This window comes from Shimia litoralis (genome assembly GCF_005518135.1).
Lineage (GTDB): Bacteria > Pseudomonadota > Alphaproteobacteria > Rhodobacterales > Rhodobacteraceae > Shimia_E > Shimia_E litoralis.
Window position 1 is genome coordinate 83696 of sequence record NZ_SULI01000002.1, and the last position, 24364, is coordinate 108059.

The 24364-nt window shown below is 54.5% G+C and carries 29 protein-coding genes and 1 pseudogene; 11 read left to right on the plus strand and 19 right to left on the minus strand.

Annotation, left to right across the window (positions count from 1 at the left end; translation table 11 throughout):
• Window positions 1-122 precede the first annotated feature (122 nt).
• From FAP39_RS02355 to hmgA, 4 genes are all read right to left on the minus strand, one after another.
• Window positions 123-1073: an MBL fold metallo-hydrolase gene (locus tag FAP39_RS02355; RefSeq protein ID WP_138014773.1), complete on the minus strand. Its 951-nt coding sequence runs from the start codon at window positions 1071-1073 to the stop codon at window positions 123-125.
• A 4-nt stretch (window positions 1074-1077) separates the two neighbouring features.
• On the minus strand, window positions 1078-1614 hold the full coding sequence (locus FAP39_RS02360; RefSeq protein WP_138014774.1) for a dihydrofolate reductase family protein: 537 nt from the start codon (window positions 1612-1614) through the stop codon (window positions 1078-1080).
• Between the two features lie 4 nt (window positions 1615-1618).
• Window positions 1619-2881: a fumarylacetoacetase gene (fahA, locus tag FAP39_RS02365; protein ID WP_138014775.1), complete on the minus strand. Its 1263-nt coding sequence runs from the start codon at window positions 2879-2881 to the stop codon at window positions 1619-1621.
• Between the two features lie 80 nt (window positions 2882-2961).
• A complete protein-coding gene (gene hmgA / locus FAP39_RS02370; RefSeq protein ID WP_138014776.1) occupies window positions 2962-4323 on the minus strand; it encodes a homogentisate 1,2-dioxygenase in 1362 nt (453 codons plus the stop codon).
• A gap of 74 nt (window positions 4324-4397) precedes the next feature.
• On the opposite strand from hmgA, the gene FAP39_RS02375 reads away from it, so the two are divergent.
• From FAP39_RS02375 to FAP39_RS02390, 3 genes and pseudogenes are all read left to right on the plus strand, one after another.
• On the plus strand, window positions 4398-4838 hold the full coding sequence (locus tag FAP39_RS02375) for a MarR family winged helix-turn-helix transcriptional regulator (RefSeq protein ID WP_138014777.1): 441 nt from the start codon (window positions 4398-4400) through the stop codon (window positions 4836-4838).
• A gap of 89 nt (window positions 4839-4927) precedes the next feature.
• A pseudogene (locus tag FAP39_RS02385) lies at window positions 4928-5467 on the plus strand (cytochrome b).
• A gap of 254 nt (window positions 5468-5721) precedes the next feature.
• Complete coding sequence (locus tag FAP39_RS02390; RefSeq protein ID WP_138014780.1) at window positions 5722-7005, plus strand: adenylate/guanylate cyclase domain-containing protein; 1284 nt, start codon at window positions 5722-5724, stop codon at window positions 7003-7005.
• On the opposite strand, the gene FAP39_RS02395 is transcribed toward FAP39_RS02390, so the two are convergent.
• Window positions 6962-7771 carry a division plane positioning ATPase MipZ gene (locus tag FAP39_RS02395; protein WP_138014781.1) on the minus strand — a complete coding sequence of 270 codons (810 nt, stop codon included), beginning with the start codon at window positions 7769-7771 and terminating at the stop codon, window positions 6962-6964. The two genes, FAP39_RS02390 and FAP39_RS02395, sit on opposite strands and share 44 nt — an antisense overlap.
• A 107-nt stretch (window positions 7772-7878) precedes the next feature.
• Window positions 7879-8427, minus strand: coding sequence for a pseudouridine synthase (locus FAP39_RS02400; protein WP_138014782.1), 549 nt, complete (start codon window positions 8425-8427; stop codon window positions 7879-7881).
• 103 nt (window positions 8428-8530) lie between these two features.
• Here FAP39_RS02400 and FAP39_RS02405 point away from each other — a divergent pair, with 103 nt between their 5' ends.
• Complete coding sequence (locus FAP39_RS02405; protein WP_138014783.1) at window positions 8531-9673, plus strand: trans-sulfuration enzyme family protein; 1143 nt, start codon at window positions 8531-8533, stop codon at window positions 9671-9673.
• A 67-nt stretch (window positions 9674-9740) separates the two neighbouring features.
• Window positions 9741-10463 carry an FkbM family methyltransferase gene (locus FAP39_RS02410; protein WP_138014784.1) on the plus strand — a complete coding sequence of 241 codons (723 nt, stop codon included), beginning with the start codon at window positions 9741-9743 and terminating at the stop codon, window positions 10461-10463.
• A gap of 57 nt (window positions 10464-10520) precedes the next feature.
• Here FAP39_RS02410 and rpmE read toward each other — a convergent pair whose 3' ends face one another.
• Together rpmE and rplS are read right to left on the minus strand one after the other, a co-directional pair.
• A complete protein-coding gene (rpmE, locus tag FAP39_RS02415) occupies window positions 10521-10742 on the minus strand; it encodes a 50S ribosomal protein L31 (RefSeq protein WP_138014785.1) in 222 nt (73 codons plus the stop codon).
• A gap of 11 nt (window positions 10743-10753) precedes the next feature.
• On the minus strand, window positions 10754-11128 hold the full coding sequence (rplS, locus tag FAP39_RS02420) for a 50S ribosomal protein L19 (protein WP_138014786.1): 375 nt from the start codon (window positions 11126-11128) through the stop codon (window positions 10754-10756).
• Between the two features lie 430 nt (window positions 11129-11558).
• Here rplS and FAP39_RS02425 point away from each other — a divergent pair, with 430 nt between their 5' ends.
• On the plus strand, window positions 11559-11987 hold the full coding sequence (locus FAP39_RS02425; RefSeq protein WP_138014787.1) for a YqaA family protein: 429 nt from the start codon (window positions 11559-11561) through the stop codon (window positions 11985-11987).
• A 27-nt stretch (window positions 11988-12014) separates the two neighbouring features.
• On the opposite strand, the gene trmD is transcribed toward FAP39_RS02425, so the two are convergent.
• The 10 genes from trmD to FAP39_RS02475 form a co-directional block, all read right to left on the minus strand.
• On the minus strand, window positions 12015-12743 hold the full coding sequence (trmD, locus tag FAP39_RS02430) for a tRNA (guanosine(37)-N1)-methyltransferase TrmD (RefSeq protein ID WP_425471389.1): 729 nt from the start codon (window positions 12741-12743) through the stop codon (window positions 12015-12017).
• A gap of 136 nt (window positions 12744-12879) precedes the next feature.
• On the minus strand, window positions 12880-13701 hold the full coding sequence (locus FAP39_RS02435) for a hypothetical protein (RefSeq protein ID WP_138014789.1): 822 nt from the start codon (window positions 13699-13701) through the stop codon (window positions 12880-12882).
• A 10-nt stretch (window positions 13702-13711) separates the two neighbouring features.
• Window positions 13712-14215 (minus strand): ribosome maturation factor RimM, encoded by a 504-nt coding sequence (rimM, locus tag FAP39_RS02440; RefSeq protein WP_138014790.1) that lies wholly within the window; start codon window positions 14213-14215, stop codon window positions 13712-13714.
• Between the two features lie 200 nt (window positions 14216-14415).
• Complete coding sequence (bluB, locus tag FAP39_RS02445; RefSeq protein WP_138014791.1) at window positions 14416-15045, minus strand: 5,6-dimethylbenzimidazole synthase; 630 nt, start codon at window positions 15043-15045, stop codon at window positions 14416-14418.
• Between the two features lie 17 nt (window positions 15046-15062).
• Window positions 15063-15416: a 30S ribosomal protein S16 gene (gene rpsP / locus FAP39_RS02450; protein WP_138014792.1), complete on the minus strand. Its 354-nt coding sequence runs from the start codon at window positions 15414-15416 to the stop codon at window positions 15063-15065.
• A 56-nt stretch (window positions 15417-15472) separates the two neighbouring features.
• Window positions 15473-15769, minus strand: a complete 297-nt coding sequence (locus FAP39_RS02455) for a chorismate mutase (protein WP_138014793.1) — start codon at window positions 15767-15769, stop codon at window positions 15473-15475.
• Between the two features lie 84 nt (window positions 15770-15853).
• Entirely contained in the window at window positions 15854-16459 is a 606-nt protein-coding gene (locus FAP39_RS02460) for a GNAT family N-acetyltransferase (RefSeq protein WP_138014794.1), read from the minus strand.
• Window positions 16459-17007, minus strand: a complete 549-nt coding sequence (locus FAP39_RS02465) for a GNAT family N-acetyltransferase (RefSeq protein WP_138014795.1) — start codon at window positions 17005-17007, stop codon at window positions 16459-16461. Before FAP39_RS02465 ends, FAP39_RS02460 begins: the two co-directional genes overlap by 1 nt.
• A 123-nt stretch (window positions 17008-17130) precedes the next feature.
• Window positions 17131-18645 (minus strand): signal recognition particle protein, encoded by a 1515-nt coding sequence (gene ffh / locus FAP39_RS02470; protein ID WP_138014796.1) that lies wholly within the window; start codon window positions 18643-18645, stop codon window positions 17131-17133.
• A 222-nt stretch (window positions 18646-18867) separates the two neighbouring features.
• On the minus strand, window positions 18868-19650 hold the full coding sequence (locus tag FAP39_RS02475; RefSeq protein WP_138014797.1) for a nitrilase-related carbon-nitrogen hydrolase: 783 nt from the start codon (window positions 19648-19650) through the stop codon (window positions 18868-18870).
• A gap of 258 nt (window positions 19651-19908) precedes the next feature.
• On the opposite strand from FAP39_RS02475, the gene FAP39_RS02480 reads away from it, so the two are divergent.
• Both FAP39_RS02480 and FAP39_RS02485 read left to right on the plus strand, forming a co-directional pair.
• On the plus strand, window positions 19909-20442 hold the full coding sequence (locus FAP39_RS02480) for a prolyl-tRNA synthetase associated domain-containing protein (RefSeq protein WP_138014798.1): 534 nt from the start codon (window positions 19909-19911) through the stop codon (window positions 20440-20442).
• Between the two features lie 117 nt (window positions 20443-20559).
• Window positions 20560-21318: a phytanoyl-CoA dioxygenase family protein gene (locus FAP39_RS02485; protein WP_138014799.1), complete on the plus strand. Its 759-nt coding sequence runs from the start codon at window positions 20560-20562 to the stop codon at window positions 21316-21318.
• A 40-nt stretch (window positions 21319-21358) separates the two neighbouring features.
• On the opposite strand, the gene FAP39_RS02490 is transcribed toward FAP39_RS02485, so the two are convergent.
• Window positions 21359-21901, minus strand: coding sequence for an FMN-dependent NADH-azoreductase (locus FAP39_RS02490; RefSeq protein WP_138014800.1), 543 nt, complete (start codon window positions 21899-21901; stop codon window positions 21359-21361).
• Window positions 21902-22010: 109 nt separating this feature from the next.
• Here FAP39_RS02490 and FAP39_RS02495 point away from each other — a divergent pair, with 109 nt between their 5' ends.
• From FAP39_RS02495 to FAP39_RS02505, 3 genes are all read left to right on the plus strand, one after another.
• Complete coding sequence (locus FAP39_RS02495; RefSeq protein ID WP_138014801.1) at window positions 22011-22892, plus strand: LysR family transcriptional regulator; 882 nt, start codon at window positions 22011-22013, stop codon at window positions 22890-22892.
• Window positions 22889-23770 carry a DMT family transporter gene (locus FAP39_RS02500; protein WP_138014802.1) on the plus strand — a complete coding sequence of 294 codons (882 nt, stop codon included), beginning with the start codon at window positions 22889-22891 and terminating at the stop codon, window positions 23768-23770. The genes FAP39_RS02495 and FAP39_RS02500 overlap by 4 nt, the downstream gene beginning before the upstream one ends.
• 61 nt (window positions 23771-23831) lie before the next feature.
• Window positions 23832-24329 carry a ClbS/DfsB family four-helix bundle protein gene (locus FAP39_RS02505; RefSeq protein ID WP_138014803.1) on the plus strand — a complete coding sequence of 166 codons (498 nt, stop codon included), beginning with the start codon at window positions 23832-23834 and terminating at the stop codon, window positions 24327-24329.
• Window positions 24330-24364: the final 35 nt, after the last annotated feature.

Here is a 24364-nt window from a genome sequence, read left to right on the forward strand (position 1 = left end):
CCAAATTTCGGGCGCACTTTTCAAGGCCATGGCCAAGCATGACGCCAATGAATTCCATATTATTGCGTGTCTGCCCCTTGTGCGCTGATCTGAAACAAGGTGCACAAGGGGGTTAGATCGGGTTAACCCTGAAGGGCTGCCCACATGTCCAGATCGCGCTGCGCGGTCCAGATACGTGGGTTTTCGATGCCGCGAGCTTCGTCATAGGCGCGCGCGACGTTAAACGGCAGGCAGTGTTCATAGATCGCGTAATCTGCGAATTTCGGATCACATTCAGCGCGCACAGCGTCCCATGCTTCTTTCAATGATCCACCGCGTGCGGCCACTTTGGCAGCAGGGCGATAGGTGCTTTCGACAAAATCACGCGTGCTTTCGATGGCGCGCTCAACAGCCTCTTTGCCGATCAATGCGCCGCCACGTCCGGGTGCAATGGCGTCCACATCAAAGGATGCGATGTTGTCCAATGTTTGGCCCCATTCGTTAAAGTGGCCGTCGCCACAATAACAAGCCGAATGATCTTCGACGATGTCGCCGGTGAACATGACGTTCTGGTCGGGTACGTGAATGACAATGTCGCCTGCGGTGTGGGCACGGCCAAGATGCATCAGGTCAACACGACGGTTGCCAAGATACATAGTCATGTCATCGCTGAATGTAGTGGTTGGGAACGTCAGGCCGGGGATCGACTCGTGGCCTTCGAACAAACGTGGGAAACGTTGGAATTCGCTGTCCCAGTCCTCTTGGCCGCGCTCGACAACCATCGAACGGGCTGTGTCGCCCATGATGATCTGATCCGCACCGTAAGCCGACGCACCCAAAACGCGCACGGCGTGATAGTGGGTCAGAACAACGTGGCTGATTGGTTTGTCTGTAACGCTGCGCACGCATTCGATGACCTTGTTGGCCAGACGGGGCGTGGCTTGGGCTTCGACGATCATGACGCTGTCATCGCCAATAATCACGCCCGAGTTCGGATCACCCTCGGCGGTAAAGGCGTACAGGCCCTCACCCACTTGGTCGAATGTGATTTTCTTTTCTGTCATGTCCCCTTGGGACGCGAATGCTTTTGCCATGTGTTCAGTCCTTGATCGCGTAATCGAGTTTCAGAATGCCGCCGGGCAGCTGTGTGCTGGCGGTCAGTGTCATGTTGTGTTGGGGGCCGGTGCCAAAACAGGGCAGGCCGCCGCCTAGAATCGTAGGCATGATAAACAGGGTCAGTGTGTCGAACATGCCCGCATCCAGCGCTGCGCGTTGGGTTTCCCCGCCGCCCATGATCCAGATGTGGCGATGACCGTTGGCTGCGATCGCATCACAAAGCGCGTCGATGTCGCCCGAGGCAGTCACGTGGTCGCCTGCAAAATCTGTGCGATGTGTCAGCACATATCCAGCGCGTGTTTCATATGGCCAACCCCAACCCATCACCTGTTCGTATGTGGGCCGCCCCATCACCAGCGCATCCACAGGCGCGATGAAAGCTGCATAGCCTCCATCATCTCCTGCATCGCCCAGCACAGTGTTGAACGGGTCGAGCCATTCAACGCTGCCGCTGGCATCCGCGATAAAGCCATCAAGGCTCATCGCGATATAGCCGACATATGTGGGGCGGGTTGTCATTGACTTACCCTTTGGCCGGCCATTGAACGGCGGGCAGGATTTTGCCTGTGCAATCGCCAAAGCCGATGACAAAACCGTCACCTTTGGCAGCGCCGCGCAGTGTCAGCGTGTCGCCGTCTTCGATAAACGTACGGGTCTCGCCTGTGTCCAGCGTGAATGGCTCGCGCCCTGCCCAGCTCATTTCCATCAGGGAGCCGTATTCAGTTTTGGTGGGGCCCGAAATCGTGCCAGAACCCAATAGATCGCCCACGTTCATGGCACAGCCGCCAACAGCATGGTGACACAGCTGCTCCGCTGCAGAGTAATACATCCGGCTATAGTTGGTCTCGCCCACAACGCTGGCATTGTCCGCGCCTTCAGGTTGCATCAGAACCTGAAGTTCAATGTCGTACAAACCGTCTTTGGAGCTGTCGAGATAAGCCAGCAGCTCTTTCTCGCGCTCTGGTGTTGGCGTGCGGAATTCTTCCAATGCCGCCGCTGTCACGATCCATGGGCTGATCGATGTACCAAAGGCTTTGCCTTGGAACGGGCCCAAAGGTTGGTATTCCCAGCCTTGGATGTCACGTGCGGACCAATCGTTCAGCAGGACATACCCAAAGATCATATCATCTGCTTCGTCGACGGTGATCGGCTGGCCAAAATCACAGGGCTGACCCACGATGGCGCCCATTTCCAATTCGATATCCAACCGCATTGACGGGCCAAAGCTTGGCATTTCGGCATCCGGTGCCTTGCGTTGACCATTGGGGCGGTGAATGTCGGTGCCAGATACGACAACAGACGACGCTCGGCCGTTATACCCAATCGGGATATGCAGCCAGTTGGCGGGCAGATCAGGGGAACCGCGCAGGATTGCACCCATGTTTTGCGCATGCTGGCGACCGGCATAAAAATCGGTGTATTCGCTGACGGCAAACGGCATATGAAGGCTGGCGTCCGCCATCGCCACCAGATGTGGCTCGACCTTGGATTGCTCGGCGCTGCCTTCGGCGAGCAGAGCAATCAAACGTGCCCGCAACTCGGCCCATGCCTCTGATCCCAGATCCATAAGGTCGTTCCAGTATGGAACGTCAAACACAGGGATTTCGCTTAGGCGGATAAGACCGGCCTCTTCGGCGGCGGTCACATCCAAGATCATGTCGCCAATCGCGACACCGCAACGTTCTTCGGTGCCCACAGTAGAAAACACACCATATGGCAGGTTGTTCAGGGGGAAGGGGTGGTTGGCACTATTGGCCGAGGCCACCCAGCTTTTCATAAGAGGCAAGGCTCTATCTCCATTCATTTGACCCAACACGGGGCCTTAACTTCATCGTGACAGCTTAAGACGGGTAAGGGCGCCGAACCCTATTTCTTACCCGGTGTTCCGTCGAATTTCTTCTCTATGTCGCTCCAGCAATCAATATAGTCATCCTGCAGCGGCGCTTCATCTGCGGCAAATGCGGTCAGATGCTGCGGGAACCGTGTCTCGAACATAAACGACATGGTGTTGTCCAGCTTCTCGGCCTGAAGGTCCGCATTGGAAGCCCCTTCAAAGGCATTCTTATCCGGCCCATGCGGTAGCATCATATTGTGCAGACTCATGCCGCCGGGAATGAACCCTTTGGGTTTGGCGTCATATTGACCATAAATATTGCCCATTAGTTCCGACATGATGTTCTTGTGATACCACGGCGGACGGAAGGTGTCTTCTGCCACCATCCAGCGCTCGCGGAACAAGACAAAGTCGATATTCGCGGTGCCCGGTTGACCCGAAGGCGCGGTCAACACGGTAAAGATCGAGGGATCCGGGTGATCAAACAGGATCGCGCCGACGGGGCAATAGGTGCGCAGGTCGTATTTCACGGGCGCGTAATTGCCATGCCATGCCACCACGTCCAACGGCGATTGGCCGATCTCGGTCTTGTGGAACTGACCACACCATTTCACGGTCACGGTCGAGGGGACTTCGCGATCTTCGTAGGCCGCGACGGGGGCTTTGAAATCACGTGGGTTGGCCATGCAGTTGGCACCAATCGGGCCGCGGCCCGGCAGTTCAAACTTTTGGCCATAGTTTTCACAGACAAATCCGCGCGCAGGGCCTTCCAGAACTTCGACCCGAAACAGAAGACCACGTGGGATGATTGCGATCTCTTTGGGCTCAATGTCGATGATGCCAAGTTCGGTTGAAAACCGCAGCACACCTTCTTGAGGCACGACAAGCAGTTCTGAATCTGCCGAGAAGAAATAGTCGTCGACCATCGACTCGGTCGCCAGATAGATATGTGTCGCCATGCCGACTTGGGTGTTCACATCCCCTGCTGTCGTCATCGTGCGCATGCCGCTGACAAAGGTTAGCTTTTCGTCGGTATGAGGAAGCGGGTCCCAGCGATATTGGCCGAGGCTGGTCACATCGGGGTCGACATTGGGGGCAGACTTCCAAAACGGCATGTCAATCTTGGTGTACCGATGGCTATGTTTGACGGATGGACGGATGCGATAGCACCATGTCCGTTCGTTCTGGTGCGCCGGTGCAGTAAACGCCGTGCCCGAAAGTTGCTCTCCGTACAGTCCATAGTTACACTTTTGGGGGCTGTTCATTCCTTGCGGCAATGCGTCGGGCAACACTTCTGTTTCATAGTCGTTGCCAAAGCCGGGCATGTAGCCAGCGTTCGGGCCAGCCAGAGACGGGGCCATCTGCATTCGGGTGGGGACCTTTTGGGTCGTCATTTTGCGCGCTCCTGTCGAAAGTTGTTGCTTTGATAATAGTTGTTTTTGTAACTAACAAGCGGGAGGTACCGAAAATGGCCAAGAATGATGACTTCGATTTGCAGGAATTTTTGCCCTATCTGCTGAACCAAGCGGCGGAAGAAAGCAGCCTTGCGTTCCAGCAAGCCTATAAAAACAAATACGGAATGTTGCGTACGGAATGGCGTGTTCTATTTCATCTGGGCATTTATGGCCGACTGACCGCGACGGACATCGTGGATCGGGCAAGAATTCATAAGACCAAAATCAGCCGCGCAGTTCAAAAACTCGTGGACCGACGATTCGCGGTTCGCCAGCGATCTGAAAATGATCGCCGTCAAGAATACCTGACTTTGACGCCAGCAGGGACTGCGGCCTATGAGGACCTCAAAAAGATCGCAAATGATTATGATGCCCGCTTGGAAAGTCAATTCACCAAGGATGAGGCTGCCTTGCTCAGAGTGATGCTACGGCGTTTGGCCGGAATGGAGTCATAAATTTTCCTGTTGTGCGACGGAAACACGGCTGGTGTCCGTATTACGAAAATCAGGCTCGGTTATGAGCATCTATTCAAGAGGAATTCGTTTTGGCACACGCAGGAAATTATGGGGTCGTTTCTCGGTTTAACCACTGGTTTATCGGGTTTGGAATGATCGGAATGTTGGCCTTTGGGATATACTTGGAAAAATTTGCGCCTGATGGGCCAGACAAAGGGGCCCTGATTGGAACGCACAAAGCGATAGGGGTGCTGCTGCTGATATTGGGTGTCTGGCGCGTTGGCTACCGTTTGTAAAAAGGCTTTATGGCCGATGCAGCTCCGATGCCCGCTTGGCAGAGCCTGTCAGCAAAAATAGTGCACTGGATTTTGTTGGTCAGTGTTCTTGCGATGCCGTTGACTGGTGTGTTTGGTTCCTATTTCGGAGGACGCGCCACCAGTGTGTTTGGTGTTTTCACTATTCCGGCGGCGATGGAGCCGTCAAAAGCAATTGCAGGGGTGATGTTCAATATGCACGGCGCTTTTGCGATGCTGACCATCGTATGTTTGGTCTTGCATGTGGTTGGCGCGCTCAAACATCACGTCATAGATCGGGATGACACATTGAAACGTATGGTCGGCAAGGCCTGATCTGTTGTTGGGCGGGCATGGTCCGCCCCACGACCTGCATATGGCCCACAGGGCATGAGCACCCTGCTGTGTTGACATATCACTATTGCGCGAGAAGTGAGCTTTATCCTTAGCGCACAGGCATTGTTCAGCTACGCAACATTGCGCTGGGGGCATAGACTCCTTAGGTGTGGAAACCCGTTTGGACCGCTTGGTGTCAAACAAGTCCTCTAGGATCCTGATATGTCATCAGCCGCAAGTATGGATAGAGCCAAATGATTGAAGTTCAGCCAAATGAATTGTTGTGCAAAGCAACTGCGCTCTCTCTTGGAAATTGGATCGTCCAGCAAGGTCTTGAAGGCACGGATCAGGAAACTCTTCTCAAAGGGTACTGTGAACAGCTGGTGGCCTTTGGTGTGCCTTTGGTACGTCTGCATGTGGCACAGCGCGCATTCCATCCGCAATTTGGTGGAATTGGGTTTGATTGGACACGGGCCGATGGCGTGTCACATGAACATTACGAACACACTGACCAGCCTGTCCAAGGATGGCTGCAAAGCCCCTTTTATCACATGCTCGAGTCGCAAAAGACCCAGATGCGCGAACGCTTGGATGCCCCCGGGTATTCAAGCCGGTTCCCGCTTCTGAACGACCTCAGGGATCTTGGGGCGACCGAGTATTTTGCAAGTTCCGTCCTGTTTGAAAAGGATGACGCAGAGGTTCCGACAAATCCTGACCAGCCGCCAGAGGGTATATTGATTTCGTGGACATCGGATGGTGCAAACGGGTTTTCGGATTCGGATGTGGCGTTATTGCTCGAACTGCTGCCAGAGCTTGGCTTGGCGCTGAAATCTGCTTCGAACCGGCAAATGGCAAAGGATTTGATGCGCGTTTATCTTGGGCGCGATGCGGGTGCGCGGGTATTATCCGGCGAGTTCCGGCGCGGTTCATTGCGGACGATCAATGCAACGATCTGGTATTTTGATCTGTCAGGTTTCACACATTTGACGGAACTGACATCAGGGCCCGTGCTGGTTGATATGTTGAATGAATACTTGGGTCTTGCAGTTGCTGCCGTGCATGCGAACGGAGGCAACGTCCTCAAGTTCATGGGGGATGGCATCATGGCCATGTTTGGTCAGGAGGACACCGCCGAAGCTGGCCTTGCTGCATTGCGTGCCGGCGTCGAACTTCGCTCAGGTTTGGAAAAAATGAATGTTGCTCGGTTGGAACAAGATCTTCCGGTGACCGATTTTACGCTTGCCATACACGCAGGCGAAATTTTGTACGGAAACATTGGGGCTGAAAACCGGTTGGATTTCACGGTGATCGGGCCAGCGGTAAACCTGACAGCTCGACTTGCTGGCATGCACAAAGCGCTGGGCCAAAGGGTCGTCGTGTCCAAGGCAATTTTTGATGCCACCCAAGGTGGTGAATTCGATCTGGTGTCACTCGGGCGCTATATGGTCCGCGGCGTTGCCGATCCTCAAACGTTGTTCACAATCTATGAGGGGGCTAAAAATTCACCTCAACCCCCGGAAGCTCTAGGGATTTCATAAGGTCGCGCAGTTCCTGTCTGGCAGCGACGTTTGAAATATTGAGTTGCTTTACACCGACGTCGCGCAAATCCAGAAGCGTTAAACCACGCGGGAACAATTCACGAAACACGACGCGTTCGTTGAAACCGGGGGCGACTCGGAAGCCGATGCGCTTGGCCAAACGGTCCAGTGCTTTCCCCATTTTTTCTTTGTTGACCATGGCCTGAGCGCCCATGCGATTGCGCATGACAACCCAATCGATGGGTTTCAACCCTGCCTTGGCGCGCAATTGCCGCGCGTTCCAGACCATTTCGGAATACACCGAGGGCCCAAGGATTTTCTCTCCATCAGAATCGATGTGGGCCAACAGATCAAAGTCAACAAAGCTATCGTTCAGCGGCGTGACCAGCGTGTCCGCCAACGAATGCGCCACTTGGCTAAGCCGCGTATGAGATCCGGGGCAATCAATCAGAATAAAATCACAATCGGGCTCCAGCTGCGCCACTGCGGCGGACAGGCGGTGATCGTAAATATTTTCACCAGCGGCCAATTCGCTCGAGTCGATCTCGGGAAGTTCGTGATATTCGGGGCCCGCCAGTTCAAGACCGCTGCTTTCCAGAAACTTGCGGCGGTTCTCGGTATAACGACCAAAAGTCTTTTGCCGAAGATCAAGGTCCAATACGCCAACCTTGTGGCCACCGCGTGCCAAGGCCGTCGCGATATGTACGGACATGGTGGATTTACCCGCGCCGCCTTTTTCATTTCCCACGACAATAATATGCGCCATGTGTGCTGTCCTCGACTCGCATTCTGTATCTGGCCAGATACGGCCCGAACTGATTGATGTCCACTATATGTTGTGTTTGGTCGTAGGGAAAGGCGGATGACCGGCCTTCATGCGTCGCGCCACGCTCCTGTTGCGATGTTGTCTAGCGTCCAGTCACCAACGGAGTACCTGATTAAGCGCAGGGTCGGGTGCCCAATCGCGGCGGTCATCCGGCGCACCTGACGGTTGCGCCCTTCGGTAATGGTCAAGGAAATCCACGTGTCGGGAATAGATTTTCGCACACGAATGGGCGGATTGCGTGGCCAAAGGAATGCGGGCTCTTCCATGATGTTGACGTTGGCGGGGCGGGTTTTCCCGTCTTTCAGGTCGATGCCGTTGCGCAGCCTGTCGAGGGCCGACGCAGATGGTGTCCCTTCGACTTGTGCCCAATATGTTTTGGGCCATTTGTTGCGTGGATTGGCGATGCGCTGTTGCAACTTTCCGTCGTCGGTCAGCACCAAAAGTCCCTCGCTGTCACGGTCCAGCCGCCCTGCTGCATAGACTTTGGGCACGTCAATGAAGGCGGATAAGGTCTTGCGTGTGCTCCCTTCGGTGCCTTTGTCCGTGAATTGGGAAAGCACATCAAACGGCTTGTTGAACAGAATTGTGCGTGACATTACGGACCTCGGATTTGGTTGATCTGTCCTATCTTGCGAACATAGACCCTTGCAAGTGCCTGAGTTCTTCCCGCAGATATGTCGTACCGTACAGGAGATCGGAATGCAGCCCAAAGACATGCACCCCTCAACACTGACAGCCCAAGCGGGCGGTGCGATTGATGCGCAAAGCGGTGGCGTCGTACCACCAATTCAGCCCTCGACGACATTTGTCCGCGATCGCGATTATGCGCCGCTGAATGCGGCAAATATCTATGCCCGCGATCACAACGATGTTGCGCGACAAGCCGAGGTAATTCTGGCGCAAATGGAGATGGGCCACGAGGCGTTGTTGTTCCCCTCAGGCATGGCCGCCATCGCCGCCTTGTTTCGGACGGTGCCAAATGGCGGACGGGTTGTTGTACAATCCGGCATCTATTGGGGAACTACGCATTGGATCAGGGAATATTGCACACGTCGTAACGTGACGCTTGTCGAGGTGGACGCAAGCGATACTGCGGCGCTCGCTCAGGCATGCGCCGGCCGCAAGGTCGATCTCGTGTGGGTGGAAAGCCCGTCGAACCCCTGGTTGAAAATTGTGGATGTGGCTGCTGCTGCCCAATTGGCCCATGCCGCGGGCGCGTTGCTGGCCGTTGACAGCACGGCGGCAACGCCGGTGTTGAGTCAACCAATTGCCTTGGGTGCCGATATTGTCATGCATTCGGTCACCAAGGCGATCAATGGCCATTCTGATGTGCTCGGCGGGGTGCTTGTGACGCGCGAGCACAGCGCCACGTGGGATGAGATCAAGCAGGATCGTGCGACAGCAGGGGCTGTCTTGGGGGCGTTTGAAGCATGGCTCTTGCTGCGGGGGATGCGGACACTTCCACTTCGGGTCGAGCGCATGTGTGCGAATGCAATGCAGGTCGCCGAGTTTTTGATGGATCACCCCAATGTTGAAGACGTGTTTTATCCGGGCTTGCCGTCATTCGCAGACCACGCGCTTGCAACCAAGCAGATGACGGGGGGCTATGGGTTTTTGATGTCGTTTCTTGTCAAAGGTAGCCGGGACGATGCGCTTAAAGTGGCGGGGCGTCTCAATCTGTTTCACCGCGCCACATCATTGGGCGGTGTCGAAAGCCTTGTTGAGCACCGGCATACAATTGAACCCCATACAGGTATTCCCGAAAATTTGCTGCGCATCTCTGTCGGCATTGAACATGCTCCGGATCTAATGGCTGATCTGGCGCAAGCGCTGGGTCAATAGTTGCAATTTGGGGCGAATTGCATGACTAATTCACCAATAGATTTGAGTATTCAGTGAGGGACCTTTTATGAACCGGGAAACCAAGCATTTTCTTTTGAGACTGCCGTTGACGATTTTGGATCTGGCACAAGAAAGCAAAGTGCATTGCGTTCAGGTTGGGGCGAATGACGGCGAAATGGCCGACCCTCTCTATCCATTTCTAAGCGAGCGCGGCTGGAGCGGGGTTTTGCTTGAACCAAACCCGATCTATTTCAAGCGTTTGAAGGCGCGCCATGAGGGGCGGGATGACGTTAAGCTCTTGAATGTGGCCGCGTCGGATCAGGATGGAGAAATGGTGCTGCACTATTTATCCGAAGATCACGAGGCATTGTATCGCGAAAATGCGCGTGGATGTGCGTCGTTTGATCGTGATCGGATGCTTGCAGGGCTGTTGAAAGAACGCAAAGATGCCGAGCAGCACCTTGCACAAGCGCATGTGCCGATCCGCCCGTTGCGAGACATTCTGGCCGATCAGAACGTGACGCGTACCGATGTACTGGTGATCGATACCGAAGGGCATGAACCGCAAGTCCTCGCAGGGGCCGATCTGGCTGTGCTCAAACCGAAAGTCGCCATCGTAGAGCTGAATGATCGACGTCACAAAGGTGGTGTGCTGGGGCCGTTTTTGGATCAGGGCTATCGCTGCTATAAACATATGCAAGAGATTATCGCGATTTCGCCGGAAGCCCCGCAACTGAGCATTGGTGATGTGCTTGGGGCGGCAGGTGTGCGCAGCTTTTCATCGGTATAACGAAAAACGCCGCTTCGAATAAGAAGCGGCGTTTTCCATGAAATGGTAAGGCGGTGCTTAGAAGCCCAGGCCTTCGTATTTCTTTTTGAACTTGGATACACGACCGCCAGAGTCCAGCAAGCGCGATGTGCCGCCAGTCCATGCAGGGTGCACGGTTGGGTCGATATCGAGCGCCAATTGGTCGCCTTCTTTGCCCCAAGTGGAGCGTGTTTTGATCACGGTGCCATCGGTCATTTTGACCTCGATGAAGTGGTAATCTGGGTGGATGTCTGCTTTCATGATACCGCTCCTTAGGCCGACTTGGGCTTATAGTTGGTGTCTTCTGCGATACGTGCGGATTTGCCACGACGTGCGCGCAGATAGTACAGCTTGGCGCGACGTACACGGCCACGACGTACAACTGTGATGCTGTCGATGTTTGTCGAGTGCAGCGGGAATACACGTTCCACGCCTTCACCAAACGAAATTTTGCGAACTGTGAACGAACCAGCAATGCCATGACCGTTTTTACGGCTGATGCATACGCCTTCGTAGTTCTGAACGCGCGAACGCGAACCTTCGGTTACTTTATAGCCAACACGGATGGTGTCTCCGGCCTTAAAGTCGGGGATGTCTTTCCCCAAGGCGGCAACTTGTTCCGCCTCCAGCTGAGCGATCAGATTCATCGCTATTCTCCTAAATGCTCGTGGTTGTTCCACGAAGTTGGTGCCAGTTTAGCGCTCTGTGTCTTCTTTCGGGTTCACCGCAGTGCCCGCCAGAGTTAAGCTGCCGTTTCTTTTCGTCTTTCGCTGTACGATGCACCCTTGCCGAAGAAAACAAAGATATACAAATGCACAGCACGTCCGAACGACTCAATAAGAGCCTCAGATCGGCGCTGTATAGGCGGGATTGAAGGGCGGAGCAAGGGCGCAAGCATGTTTGCTGCAAAACCTGTAAATCTGGGCGCCGGGAGTGGGGGAGCCAGATATGTGGGCAGAAAATTGGGTGATGCACCACATCGTCAGAATGTATATTGCGCTCCAGAAACCATCTGTCGGGCAAAGTCTGAATGTTCTCAATAGCGCATAGTTCCGGATTGATCGCCGAGGGGCTGGCATGATCGCGTATCTGGGCCTGTTCGGCTCGGCGCTGATCGCGGCAACACTTTTGCCAATGCAGTCCGAAGCTGTTCTGGTGGGGTTGTTATTGGCTCAAAACCAACCGGTAGGTGCTCTTATTCTTGTGGCCACCTTGGGCAATGTTCTGGGGTCACTGATTAACTGGTACTTGGGTCGATTTTTGCTGCACTATCAGGATAGACGCTGGTTCCCCAGTTCCGCACAGAAATTGGGGCGCGCTGAAAACTGGTACCGGCGGTACGGTCGCTGGTCGCTCCTCGGAAGCTGGTTACCCTTGGTCGGAGACCCATTAACCGTTGTTGCTGGCGTTATGCGAGAACCGCTGTGGTCGTTTTTGGCGCTTGTCACCATTGCCAAGGGCACGCGCTATGTCTTGCTTGCCGCAGGAACACTGGCGTGGTTTTAACAGCTTGTTCGGGCTCTGCGCGGCGGTCTACTTCTCACCCTTGGTGAATTTCTCCCACAGATCGGGCCGTCGTTCGCGCGTGATCTCTTCGCTCATCGTTTTGCGCCATTCGGCGACTTTTCCGTGATGCCCAGACATCAATACATCGGGAATTGTGTGGCCCCTCCATTCGGCGGGGCGGGTATATTGAGGGTGCTCAAGTAAACCATTTGAATGGCTCTCTTCTTCGATGCTTTCGGCATTTCCGAGTACAGAAGGCAATAGGCGTACGGTGGCATCGATCATGGCTTGCGCGGCGATCTCTCCGCCCGTCAGCACAAAATCTCCCAAGCTGACTTCTTGAATATCGTAATGATCCAAGACGCGTTGGTCGACGCCCTCAAAGCGGCCACACAACAGGGTGACGCCGTCGCATTTGGACCAACTGCGTGCCATGGCCTGATCAAACCGACGACCGCGCGGTGACAAATAGACCAAGGGCCAGTTGCCGCGTGCGCCGCGCATCGTATGTTCGATAGCATTCCCCAAGACATCCGCGCGCAACACCATACCGGCCCCGCCACCTGCTGGTGTGTCATCCACGTTGCGATGCTTCCCTTCCCCAAAGGGGCGCAAGTCGGTGGTTTCGAGTTGCCATTTATCGTCCTTAAGCGCGCGCCCTGTCAGGCTTTCACCCAGAACCCCGGGGAATGCTTCTGGGAAAAGGGTGATCACGCGGGCGGTCCAGATATTGGCCAGACGCGGTTTATGCGTCATCAACTCCCGTGGCTTTAAGGACACCGATATGGATTTACGGCCAAAAGAGCGGGGTTTGTCTGACACAATAAGACCTTTCGATGCGACTACTCTTCATGTCGCTGAAATTTGCGTCAAGGTCCAGCCCTGCGCACACCTACGATCTTTGGGCTGGTGGGGCATCTTGGGTTTTGGCCAGCGTGTCTTGCCAGCGCTGCATTGCCTGATTTTTGGCTTTGCGGACATCGTTGTAATCAAGATCACTCTGATTGATCCGCAGGTACTCGGACAAGATGCTTTGGGGTAACGACACGTTTGCGGGTGGCAGCAGTTCAAGGTTGCGTTGCATCCGGCGAGGCATCTCGAGATACCGCGAAATCGGTTGTAGCGGGCCCAGCCGCGTCTGGCTGAACTCTTCAAGGGCGTGGGTGACCACCTTATGCGGCTCCACGGCGATCCGTGCCATGGCGATAATCTTGGCCAAATTCGCGGATTCTTGATAATCATGCATGTATTCTGGCAATGACAACTTCATGCGCACCGCACGCAGGTGCTGGGCATAGCAACTGCGCAACCAACCCGAGGCGTCACGCGTGGAAAAATAAAACAGCGTTTCCGGCGTTTCCGGCAGCGCACGTTCCATGGTGTGGACAATTGCTTTCATCAAATACGGTGCCGCATCATAGGTTTGCAGTCCGCGGCGACCCGGCATGTGGCCGCATAAATCTTCCGAGCTGATGCAAATGTTGCGTTCGTCATTAGGGTCCAGATCTTCCAGAAAACTCGCGAATTCATAGGAGAACGTGATCAAGTCCAAGTGATTCCGGCTTGCTGAATATGCGCGTGCGGCTTCGCAAACGGCGATCATGTCCCTGCGCAAAAAGACGCGGATATGTCTGGAAACCAAGCGGTGGTTGTGGGCAAGCGTTTTTTGCACACTCGTTGTGCCGGTCTTGTGAAACCCGGCATGTATGAGCATGCGAACCATTCTAAAATAGGCCTTCCGGCGGATCGGCAACGATCCTCCCAGAAGCCAGATCAACCGTCGGAACTGCAGCCAAGGTAAACGGAAGCAACACAGTGGTTTTCATGCCAGGCGCATGAATTTCCAAAAGGTCAGAGGCACCGTGGTTTTGGACTGACTTGACCGTGCCAAGAAGCGTTCCGCCGGTATCGCGTACCTCTAGGCCGACAAGATCGGTGTAGTAATACTCGTCATCTGGCAAATCAGGCAGGCGATCACGTGGGACAAACAACTTGGTGCCCTTAAGGGCATCGGCCTCCTCCTTGGAGGAGATACCGGACAGGCGTGCCGCCATTCCGTTTTTTATAGAGCTTGTGATTGCGATCGAAAACTCTGTTTGACCGTCTTCGGTCATCAACGGCGCATAATCAGCGATCGCATCGGCTTGGGCGGTAAAGCTCTTGAGGCGCACTTCTCCGCGGACACCAAAAGCACCTGCAATCACGCCTACACAAATCATCTCAGTCATCTGAAACCCTGTTTGCAAAGTTCATCTTGTTTTCCTTCATCCAGCACATAGAGGCAAGCTGTTGTAAGGGGCGTGGTGTCGCGGCATTGAATAAATCTAGTAAAACAAGAGATGTTGTAACCTCTGTTCCGCATCATAAGCCAGAGATGTTTCGAGAATATCGATGAATATTTGTTACGGCAAAATCGGAGGTGGCGCGTCTATCTTGTGTGAATCGGCAATGACTCGCGTCTTGTTTCCCATCCGAGTTTTGCAAGCTCCGGCGTCTTGGAAGCTGCTTGCGGCCAGCCCACACACAGATAAGCCACAAGTGACCACTCTTTTGGGGCATCCAGATCGTGGCATAGCTTGTCGGGGTCCAAAATGGACACCCAGCCGACGCCCAATCCTTGCGCACGTGCGGCGAGCCAAAACTGCGTAATCGCGCCCACCACCGAATATCGCCGCATCTCTGGCATTGAACCCGCCCCAAGTCCGGATCCTTTAGGCGTGCCATCGTCACAGAATACAGCAAGCTGAATTGGGGCATGCGTCATGCCGCTTAGTTTAAGTCTGGAGTAAAGTTCGGCCTTTTCACCGTTGTATCCGGCAAGTGCTTTGGCATTGGCAGTTTGAAAGTTTTCAAGCGCCGCCGCCCGTGCTGTCGTGCTGTTGACGCGCAGGATGCGCCATGGCTCGGACAGGCCGACAGATGGGGCCAGCAAAAATGCATCGAGGCACTCGGTTAAGAGTGCCTCGTCTACGGGGTCGGTGCGAAACTGGCGCACATCTCTGCGCCATTGCATCAGTCGTCGCAGGTCATTCTGGAAATCAGGCGTAAAGTCGGTCATCCCAGAGCGATCCTTGCTTACTCTTCAGAAGCGTCGGCAGCTTTGGCAGCTTTTTCTTCTGCGCGCTCAACGGCTTTTTTGCCAGGAGCACCTTTCACAGGGTTGCTACGCTCTTTTTTGGCAACAACACCAGCAGCTTCCAACATACGTGAAACACGGTCAGTTGTTTGTGCGCCTTGGCCCAACCAGTACTGAACGCGCTCGATGTCCATTTTTACGCGCTCTTCGCTGTCTTTTGGCAGCAGTGGGTTATATGTGCCCAGTTTTTCGATGAAACGGCCATCGCGTGGCATGCGGCTGTCTGCTGCAACGATGCGATAAAATGGACGTTTCTTGGAACCGCCGCGTGCGAGACGAATTTTCATAGCCATGGTGTTTTCTCCTATAATGGCGTTGTTTGGCGGGGCGTACCCTGCCGACATCTGTGTTATTCTTGATGTTTCTTGTGGTGCTGAATGACTTCCTGAATGATGAAGTTCAGAAAGTTCTTGGCGAATTCGGGGTCTAGGTTCGCTGCTTTTGACAGGTCTTCCAGACGGGCAATTTGGTCGGCTTCGCGGTTGGGATCGCTGGGGGGCAGATCGTGTTCCGCCTTGAGTTTTCCAACGGCTTGGGTGTGCTTGAATCGCTCGCCCAGTGTGTACACCAAAATGGCGTCCAGACGGTCGATGCTCTCGCGATGTTCCTTAAGAACCTCGGCTGCGCGGGTTACTGCATCGGTCATATGCGGTCTCCTTGGATGAGGGCAGCACAGCGTACATGGGACATCAAATGCGAGTACTTAGAGGCTGGCACGTAGGTAAATAGATCAGTCAAGCGCATAGCCTTTCGGTTTGAACATCGGGTCGGAGTAATGGTTGATTTCCATTTCTATCCCGTCCGCGATCTGACTTGACCGCATCTGTTCTGGCGTCGGGTGGCGATAGACAACATCATGCCCGTCTACGGTTGCGGCCTCTTTGTCTTTCTTGGCCCCGAGCCGCTCTGCAAGCCGGATCGAGTCAAGGTTCTTGGGTTCCAGATAGCTTACAGCCCCATCCCAGCCCAACTGGTTGTAAAAATACTTGCGCGCAGCATGGGTTGCCTCAAGTGCGTACCCGTGACCTGCGACTTCGGGCCAGATAATCCAGGCAATTTCTTTTTCCGGCCAGTTTGGCGGACACCAGCCGCCAGCCATTCCAAGCGTGGCGTCGGTTTCTTTGTCATGGATCATCCACATCCCGTATCCACGGATCTGCCAGTGGCCGATCTCGGCGGCATAGAGCATCCAGCTTTCATAGGCGTTCAACGGACCACCCATAAACCGTGACCGGTATGATGCAAACGTATGCTTGAAGTTTGGATAGTCTTCGGGCTCGGGGCCACGCATCACCAACCGTTCGGTTTCGATGATCGGAATATTTCGGGTACCCATTACGCGTAGGCCTCCATGCCGCCTGAGGACAGATCAGCCGCAGAAATATGGCGCCAGATGTTCATCGGGCCAAATGCTGGGTGTTCGTATGTCGTTTCAAATTTTGCGCCAAGCCGCTCTGCCACAGCCTTGCTGGCGGTGTTCTCGTCATCAATCAAAGAAATCACCGTCTTCCAGCCAAGTGTCCCATAGGCATAATCCCGGGCCGCTATTGCTGCTTCGGTTGCGAACCCCTTGCCGATGGCCTGGGGCATCAATGTCCAGCCGATTTCGGGCTCTGGCCAACCCAAAGGGTTCCACAAGCCGACACGCCCAACATATGCACCCGTGGTTTTGTCCTGTAGGGCCCAAAAGCCATACCCGCGCATGGCCCAATGGCCAATCAGGCACGCCAGCAAACGCCATGTTTCATCGGGGCGCTTTGGGCCGCCCACAAATTTGGAGTCATCAGAAGCATAGAATGCCGCTTCGGCGTCAAAGTCTGCCTCGCAAGGGGCGCGCAGGATCAGGCGTTGCGTTTCCAAGGTGGGAATGGTGAAGGTTGTCATGCGACGCCCCCGCAAATATTCCCTGTGCGTGCTGTCACGCACACCACCGCCGTCGCGTTCACCGCGCAAATGCGCAGAGTGTGCATCTGGCAAAAGGATATGTGGTGTGAGGCGCGCATCAGTTTATTTCTTTTTCCCAAACCCAGATAGACCCGATGGCAGCCCCATGCCGCCACCCATGCCAGGCAGACCACCCGGCAGTTTGCCACCCATGGCTTTGGCAGCTTGTTCAAGCGCCTTGGGGTCCATTTGGCTTGGGTCCATCCCTGCGGGCATATCGCCGCCTTTCCCAAACATGCCTTTCATGGCTTGTTTGAGCATGCCGCCTTTGCCCATTTTGCCCATCTTTTTCATCATATCGGACATCTGGCGCTGCATCTTGAGCAGCTTGTTCAAATCTGCAACCTCCATGCCGGCGCCTTTGGCGATCCGCTTTTTGCGGCTGGCCTGAAGGATTTGCGGATTGGCGCGCTCTAGCTTGGTCATGGATTGGATCAAAGCGATCTGCTGCTTCAAGACCTTATCATCCATGCCCGCGTCTTTGACCTGTTTGGACATCTTGGCCATGCCGGGCATCATACCCATGACACCTTCCATGCCGCCCATCTTGATCATCTGCTCAAGCTGCATTTTCAGATCGTTCATGTTGAAGCGGCCCTTTTGAAAGCGCTTCATCATGCGTTCGGCTTGTTCAGCCTCGATTGTTTCTTGCGCTTTCTCAACCAGAGCAACGATGTCGCCCATGCCAAGAATACGACCCGCGACACGGTCAGGTTCGAAGGTTTCCAGCGCATCCATTTTTTCGCCAAGACCGACGAATTTGATGGGCTTGCCAGTGACCGCACGCATCGAAAGCGCGGCGCCACCACGGCCATCACCATCCATACGGGTCAGAACCACACCAGAGATGCCGATTTTGCCGTCGAATTCTTCGGCGACTTCCACCGCGACTTGACCTGTCAGGCCATCGACCACCAGCAGGGTTTCACGCGGGTTGACGACGTCACGTACGTCCTCGACCTCTTGCATAAGGACTTCGTCGATTTGCAATCGGCCCGCAGTGTCGAGCATATAGACGTCATAGCCACCCAGAGTGGCCTGTTGCTTGGCGCGTTTTGCAATTTGAACGGCGGTCTCGCCAGCCACGATCGGCAGTGTATCAACGCCGATTTGTTGCCCCAAAACCTGAAGCTGCTGCATCGCCGCAGGACGATAGATATCCAGCGATGCCATCAAGACGCGTTTGCCGTTCTTTTCGGTCAGCCGTTTGGCAAGCTTACCCGTGGTTGTGGTTTTACCCGATCCTTGCAAACCCACCATCAGAATGGGGGCTGGCGCATTGTCAACCTTGAGCTCACCAGGGTTTTCATCGTTCCCTGCAAGCACATGCTGAAGCTCGTCGTGCACAATTTTGACGACCTGCTGACCGGGCGTGATCGATTTCGTGACGGCTTGCCCCGTTGCTTTGTCTTGGACAGCTTTCACAAAGTCACGCGCGACAGGCAGCGATACATCGGCCTCAAGCAGGGCGACGCGTACCTCGCGCAGGGCGGTTTTTACATCTTCGTCAGACAGCGCACCTTGTTTGGTCAGTCGGTCAAAGACACCGGAAAGGCGTTCGGATAGGTTTTCAAACATCGCTTTCGGTTCCTTTTCAACCGCTTCCAATATGGTCCGTACATAGTCACGAACCGCTCAACTGCTAGACCCATACAGAACTGCCCCCGTGGGCGAAACTCGCTGACGGGGGGCGATCCCTGCCCGAGGGCAATGGGACCGGAAGTTTTGACAGACTCCCGGATGTGGCCCAGCGTTTAGACTCGGGACGTCACAGAGTCAAGAAGCACAGGTGTTTCACCCCTAATGCAGATGTTTGGGAAGGGTCATTTCTGAAGCAAACGCCTTTTGTGGACCGGATGATACATATGCGGCGGGATCAATCGTCGCATAGATCAGCGCATCACCCGTTCGGGGTGTGGCGCATAGAATACCGCCATCAGGTGCTACGATACACGAAGACCCTTGGGGCGAGGGGATGCCTTCGGCGTGCGCGTGATTGGCATAAGCCATGAAGATTTGGTTTTCTACAGCGCGAATAGGCACAGAGTGATGGGCGTCAAATGGTTGGTCTGGTGTTTGAGGTAACCCGGTGGGCACAACAATCAGATCGACGCCCGCCTGTGCAAGTTGCCGTATGTTATCGGCAAACTCGATCTGATCGCACATAAGAAATCCCGTCATGATCCCATCGAAATCTGCCGTCACAACGTACGGGCCGTGTCCCACAAAACGCGTACGATCCGCATCATCATACAAATATGCCTTGCGAAAAATTGCAGGGCTTTCGGGGTTTGTCAGGTTGATAATCAAAGCACTTGTGCGATGTGTGTCGCCGTCTTGTTCCGGCACGCCAGCCACGAGGCTTATCCCGATCGATATTGCGCTTCTTGTCAAACGCGTGGCCCAATCATCGCGACTGAAATGGGCTTCGATACTACTGGCGTTGTTGTACATCGGAGAAAATGCCGGTGTCACCAGAATGTCGGCGCCCTTTCCTGCAGCGTCGCGCATCGCGGCCTCGACGCGATCCAGCATGCCTGTGGGGCACTGTGCAGGAGACATCTGAAAGAGGGCAATTTTCATAGTGGGCTTTCGGTGCGCAAGGAGCCGAACGTCGATACGCGCAGCATATTATTTATGTGACCATCAGAATGGCGACCATTCAGCAACTATCCGGTGCGCCGTCCGATATGTCGAGAGCATGTTCTTGAAACTCACTGTTTCACGTGGCTTTCGGCGGATATTCACTGGCGCGCGACAGGAGCGCAGCGGGGCATTCGGCGATTGCATGCGGCGAAGTTGGTGTGCAAAACATGGCCTATGCCGTTTCAGGAGGACACAATGGACGCATCAACAGACTTCCAAAACAGTTTGCCTGTGTCGTCGGATGCGCTTTTGGCGCAATTGGATGATTGGGGCATTGAATACAAGCTCCATCAGCACGTACCTTTGCGCACCGTTGCAGATGCCAAGACCGTCGAGGCAGAGATTTCAGGGGGGCAGGCTGGCGCGTTTCACGTAAAAAACCTGTATCTGCGCGACAAGAAAAAACGAAATCATTTGGTTACGCTTGAACAAGATCGAGAGATCGACCTAAAGGCGTTGGGGGCGAATTTGGGTGTCGGGAACTTGTCTTTTGGATCTGCTGACCGGTTGATGGATCACCTTGGAATTCGTCCCGGCGCAGTGAGCCCTTTGGCAATGGTCACTGGCCAAAAGCAAGGCGTGACGTTTTATTTGGACCGTGCCGCGCAAGATGCCGACATGATATATATGCATCCGCTGGTCAATGACCGGACGGTGGCAATGCGGCCTGAGGCGTTGCTGACGGTCTTGGAAAGAATTGGCGCATCCGTGACGTGGCTTGATCTGTGAGGGCTGTCGATTTGGGCCTCTGTCCAAAATCTTGATCTGGCGCAAACAGAGGCATGGCAGATTGCCTTAAGAGAGACTAGCGTGGCGATAATTTTAGCATGAGTCGGAGTGAGTTCAGTGGCAACTGTATTGAGTGATGCGCAGGTCGCATCGTTTCGCGAAGCCGGATTTCTTTTTGTTCCAGAGATGTTTTCCAAAGACGAAATGCAAAACATCACCGCTTGGACGCAAGAGCTTGCCAATCGTGATGAAGAGATTGGCAAAGAGTGGAAGTATTTTGAAACGGCGCGCACAGATGGTGGGCGTATTTTGAACCGCATCGAAAACTTTGTGCCGCATCACGCCCAAATGGGGGCATTGGTGCAGGATGATCGTTTCCTTGCGGCGTGTTCACAGTTGTTTGGCGAAGAGGCCGTGCTGTTCAAGGACAAAATCAATTGCAAAATGCCGGGCGGGGGCGGGTTTGAACCGCATCAGGATATGCAAGCGGGCTGGGATGTCTATGGCGATCTGCATATCTCGATTTTGGTGGCGATTGATCCCATGACGGCACAAAACGGCGCGTTGGACATTGTCGCGGGAATGCATAAACAAGGTCTCTTGGGGGAAATGTGGGCCCCATTGGACGAAGACCAAATGAAAGGTGCCCAGTGGCAGGCGCTCTATTGCAAACCTGGAGATGTGTTGTTCTTTGACAGCTATGCGCCGCATCGGTCAGGGCCAAACACGACGGATCAGGCGCGTCGTGCAATGTATCTGACATATGGCAAGCTGTCCGACGGAGATGAGCGCGCGCGATATTATGCGGATAAGCATGCGAACTATCCCCCCGACATCGAGCGCGACCCCGAAGGAGATTACGGGTACAAGGTTTAAACAGCACGGGCGGGGATATCCCCGCCCGTTTACGTAATACCTAGGCGGCTTTTGTCAGCGCAGTCGTGCCGTCGCTGTCTAGGACGGTCACGTCGGTGATCCCCATAAAGCCGAGCGCAAATTTCAGATAAGGCGTGGCAAAATCAAATTCCGACCCGATGGGTGTGCCGCCACTTGCGAGGGCGACAATAACCTTCTTGCCCTCTAGCATCCCCTTGGGGCCGTTTTCTGTATAGGCAAATGTCACACCGGCGCGCATGACCTGATCAATCCAAGCCTTAAAACTGGCAGGGATATTGAAGTTATACATTGCTGAGCCGATCACAATGGTGTCGGCCGCCAGAAGCTCTGCCACGAGAGTGTCGGAATAGGCCAATGCTTGTGCTTGGGCGACCGTGCGATCATTCGGGGGTGTAAACGTGGCTTGGGTCCAGACTTCATCAAGCAAAGGGACGCCATGCGCGAGATCGCGTTCGACCGTTTCAGCAGGATTAAGATGTTGCACAATTTGTGCGGACAGCTTGCGAGACACAGAGTCTTGGTGGCGAGCGGATGCATTTATGTGGAGAACGGAGTGAGTCATTTGCAAATCCTTTTTCGTTTGGCGGGACATGAATGAAATTGGGCATTGCAAAAATAAACACAATCTCTGAATATGCGCATATACTGTTTGAATTTGCACAGAGACGAAGATGGATAATTGGGACGAGATTCGCACGGCCTATCAAGTAGCGCGTATGGGTACCGTCAGTGGGGCGGCGGATGTTCTTGGCGTTCATCATGCGACAGTCATTCGCCACATTGATGCGCTTGAGGCCAAGCTTGGGGTCAAGCTGTTTCAACGCCACGCTCGTGGGTACACTGCCACGGAAGCCGGCGAGGATTTGTTGCGCGTGGCCAAAACGACGGATGACCAATTTGGCCAACTCGAAGGGCGCATAAAGGGTCGAGGCACCGAGATGACAGGCGAACTTGTCGTCACATCCCTCGCGTCGATGTCTGCGCTATTGGTTCCGGTGCTGACAGCCTTTCAAGAAAAACACCCCGAGATTATCGTGCGCTATTTAACCGGAACGCGATTGTTTCGACTCGAATACGGCGAGGCACACGTGGCAGTACGCGCAGGGCCCAGCCCCAAAGAGCCGGACAATGTTGTGCAATCTCTTGGGACCCTCCCCATTGGCCTATTCGCTAGCAAAGAGTATATCGCAGCGCACGGTGTCCCCAAAGATCTGCCAGACCTTGCCCGACATCGGTTTGTTGGCCCTGATGAGCCAAGATTCCGCGCGCCTTTTCTACAATGGCTCAGTGATAATGTCCCAAGACAGCAGGTGGTGTTTCGCACAACGGATACCGAAGCGAGCGAAAAGGCGATTTTGGCAGGGGCGGGGATCGGTTTCCTGCCAACATGGATGGGAAAAATGCATCCGGACATTTCCGAAATTTGGCCGCGTGATCCTGACTGGAATGGCAATTTGTGGTTGGTCACGCATGTCGATCTGCATCGCACCACCAAAGTCCAAGCCTTTCAGGCGTTTCTAAAAGAGAATGCCAAGTACTGGGAGAATCTATGACGCCGTCCGCGCGCGGGCATCTTGCGATGCTCTTGTTTTCGGCACTGGTGGCGGGGTCGTTTTCTTTGGGGGCGCTGGCGGCGAATGAAATTGCACCCGCCGCGCTGAATGCTGTTCGTTTTTTGATTGCGGCCTGCGTGATTGGGGCGGCTGCGATGGCAACCACTGGCCTGCCCAGAAGCGCCGCGCGCGCGCCGTGGCGATATGTGATTCTTGGCGGGTTGTTTGCAATCTACTTTGTGTTGATGTTCGAGGCGCTAAAAACTGCGGCTCCGGTAAGTACGGCCGCAGTGTTCACGTTGACACCGATTATGACCGCGGGGTTTGGGTATGTGTTGCTTCGTCAGGTCACAACGGCGCGTATGGCTGTTGCATTGTCGATTGGCGCCGTCGGGGCCGTGTGGGTCATTTTTCGCGGCGATGTCTCTGCATTCCTGCGGTTCCAAATTGGGCAGGGCGAGATTCTGTATTTCGGGGGCTGTGTTGCGCACGCGATCTATACCCCCATGGTGCGCAAGCTGAACCGTGGCGAGCCCGCTGTCGTGTTTACGTTCGGCATGTTGGTCGCTGGATTTGTCATTCTGACAATTTATGGGTGGTCTGATATCGTCGCGACCGATTGGATGGCGTTGCCAATGATCGTATGGGCGGCAGTGGTCTATCTGGCGCTCTTTGCATCGGCTGCTACATTTGTGTTGCTGCAATATGCGACACTGAATTTGCCGAGCGCCAAGGTGATGGCCTATACCTATTTGGTGCCAAGCTGGGTGATCTGCTGGGAAATCGGGATGGGCCATGGCATGCCAAATGGCGTTATACTGCTCGGGGTGTTGATGACGGTTTTGGCCTTGCTCATGTTGTTGCGCCGCGAGGACTGACTGATCAATATCAACGTTTGTGCCATGGGTTCTTTGTAAGATGCGGGAAATGGAGGACGACATGCCCGCAGCAACCACCAAAGCAGGTTTACTTGCCGTTTCAGAGAAAGAGTTTGCCAAACTTCAAAAGGTCCTCGCGGGTGTCGGGTCTGATCTGGCCGATGTTCCGTTCGACGATGGCTGGAGCATCAAAGATGTCGTGGTGCATCGCGCGCACTGGATTGCGTTGTTCTTGGGGTGGTATGCTGATGGTCAGGCGGGCAAGGATGTTGCGTTTCCAGCGCCCGGATACAAGTGGAACCAATTGAAATCCTATAATGCCGAACTGCGTGTGCGCCATGCGACGCTGGGCTGGAATGATGCCTGTGCACAGTTAGAGCAAGCTCATGCGCAGTGGTCCAATCTGGTCTCCAGTCTCGACGAGGGGGCGCTGTATGGTGGCCCGATGCAGGGTGCGAACAATGCGTGGACCACAGGGCGCTGGGCTGAGGCAGCCGGGCCATCGCATTATCGCTCAGCGGCAAAGTTTGTGAGAGCGTGCCTTCGGGCAAACCTGTGAAACGTTTGAGATTTGACGCAAAATCGGAAATAGTC

Excerpts from the sequence above, each read along its gene's own strand:
- FAP39_RS02505 (WP_138014803.1), top strand. The coding sequence starts at position 23,832 with ATGCCCGCAGCAACCACCAAAGCAGGTTTACTTGCCGTTTCAGAGAAA.
- FAP39_RS02480 (WP_138014798.1), top strand. The coding sequence starts at position 19,909 with ATGGACGCATCAACAGACTTCCAAAACAGTTTGCCTGTGTCGTCGGAT.
- rplS (WP_138014786.1), bottom strand. The coding sequence starts at position 11,128 with ATGAATCTGATCGCTCAGCTGGAGGCGGAACAAGTTGCCGCCTTGGGG.
- rimM (WP_138014790.1), bottom strand. The coding sequence starts at position 14,215 with ATGACTGAGATGATTTGTGTAGGCGTGATTGCAGGTGCTTTTGGTGTC.
- FAP39_RS02460 (WP_138014794.1), bottom strand. The coding sequence starts at position 16,459 with ATGGGTACCCGAAATATTCCGATCATCGAAACCGAACGGTTGGTGATG.
- FAP39_RS02410 (WP_138014784.1), top strand. The coding sequence starts at position 9,741 with ATGAACCGGGAAACCAAGCATTTTCTTTTGAGACTGCCGTTGACGATT.
- ffh (WP_138014796.1), bottom strand. The coding sequence starts at position 18,645 with ATGTTTGAAAACCTATCCGAACGCCTTTCCGGTGTCTTTGACCGACTG.
- FAP39_RS02500 (WP_138014802.1), top strand. The coding sequence starts at position 22,889 with ATGACGCCGTCCGCGCGCGGGCATCTTGCGATGCTCTTGTTTTCGGCA.
- FAP39_RS02375 (WP_138014777.1), top strand. The coding sequence starts at position 4,398 with ATGGCCAAGAATGATGACTTCGATTTGCAGGAATTTTTGCCCTATCTG.
- FAP39_RS02490 (WP_138014800.1), bottom strand. The coding sequence starts at position 21,901 with ATGACTCACTCCGTTCTCCACATAAATGCATCCGCTCGCCACCAAGAC.
- trmD (WP_425471389.1), bottom strand. The coding sequence starts at position 12,743 with ATGACGCATAAACCGCGTCTGGCCAATATCTGGACCGCCCGCGTGATC.
- hmgA (WP_138014776.1), bottom strand. The coding sequence starts at position 4,323 with ATGACGACCCAAAAGGTCCCCACCCGAATGCAGATGGCCCCGTCTCTG.
- FAP39_RS02400 (WP_138014782.1), bottom strand. The coding sequence starts at position 8,427 with ATGTCACGCACAATTCTGTTCAACAAGCCGTTTGATGTGCTTTCCCAA.
- FAP39_RS02455 (WP_138014793.1), bottom strand. The coding sequence starts at position 15,769 with ATGACCGATGCAGTAACCCGCGCAGCCGAGGTTCTTAAGGAACATCGC.
- rpmE (WP_138014785.1), bottom strand. The coding sequence starts at position 10,742 with ATGAAAGCAGACATCCACCCAGATTACCACTTCATCGAGGTCAAAATG.
- FAP39_RS02435 (WP_138014789.1), bottom strand. The coding sequence starts at position 13,701 with ATGCTCATACATGCCGGGTTTCACAAGACCGGCACAACGAGTGTGCAA.
- FAP39_RS02395 (WP_138014781.1), bottom strand. The coding sequence starts at position 7,771 with ATGGCGCATATTATTGTCGTGGGAAATGAAAAAGGCGGCGCGGGTAAA.
- FAP39_RS02355 (WP_138014773.1), bottom strand. The coding sequence starts at position 1,073 with ATGGCAAAAGCATTCGCGTCCCAAGGGGACATGACAGAAAAGAAAATC.
- FAP39_RS02405 (WP_138014783.1), top strand. The coding sequence starts at position 8,531 with ATGCAGCCCAAAGACATGCACCCCTCAACACTGACAGCCCAAGCGGGC.
- FAP39_RS02425 (WP_138014787.1), top strand. The coding sequence starts at position 11,559 with ATGATCGCGTATCTGGGCCTGTTCGGCTCGGCGCTGATCGCGGCAACA.
- FAP39_RS02465 (WP_138014795.1), bottom strand. The coding sequence starts at position 17,007 with ATGACAACCTTCACCATTCCCACCTTGGAAACGCAACGCCTGATCCTG.
- FAP39_RS02475 (WP_138014797.1), bottom strand. The coding sequence starts at position 19,650 with ATGAAAATTGCCCTCTTTCAGATGTCTCCTGCACAGTGCCCCACAGGC.
- FAP39_RS02360 (WP_138014774.1), bottom strand. The coding sequence starts at position 1,614 with ATGACAACCCGCCCCACATATGTCGGCTATATCGCGATGAGCCTTGAT.
- rpsP (WP_138014792.1), bottom strand. The coding sequence starts at position 15,416 with ATGGCTATGAAAATTCGTCTCGCACGCGGCGGTTCCAAGAAACGTCCA.
- FAP39_RS02390 (WP_138014780.1), top strand. The coding sequence starts at position 5,722 with ATGATTGAAGTTCAGCCAAATGAATTGTTGTGCAAAGCAACTGCGCTC.
- bluB (WP_138014791.1), bottom strand. The coding sequence starts at position 15,045 with ATGACCGACTTTACGCCTGATTTCCAGAATGACCTGCGACGACTGATG.
- FAP39_RS02495 (WP_138014801.1), top strand. The coding sequence starts at position 22,011 with ATGGATAATTGGGACGAGATTCGCACGGCCTATCAAGTAGCGCGTATG.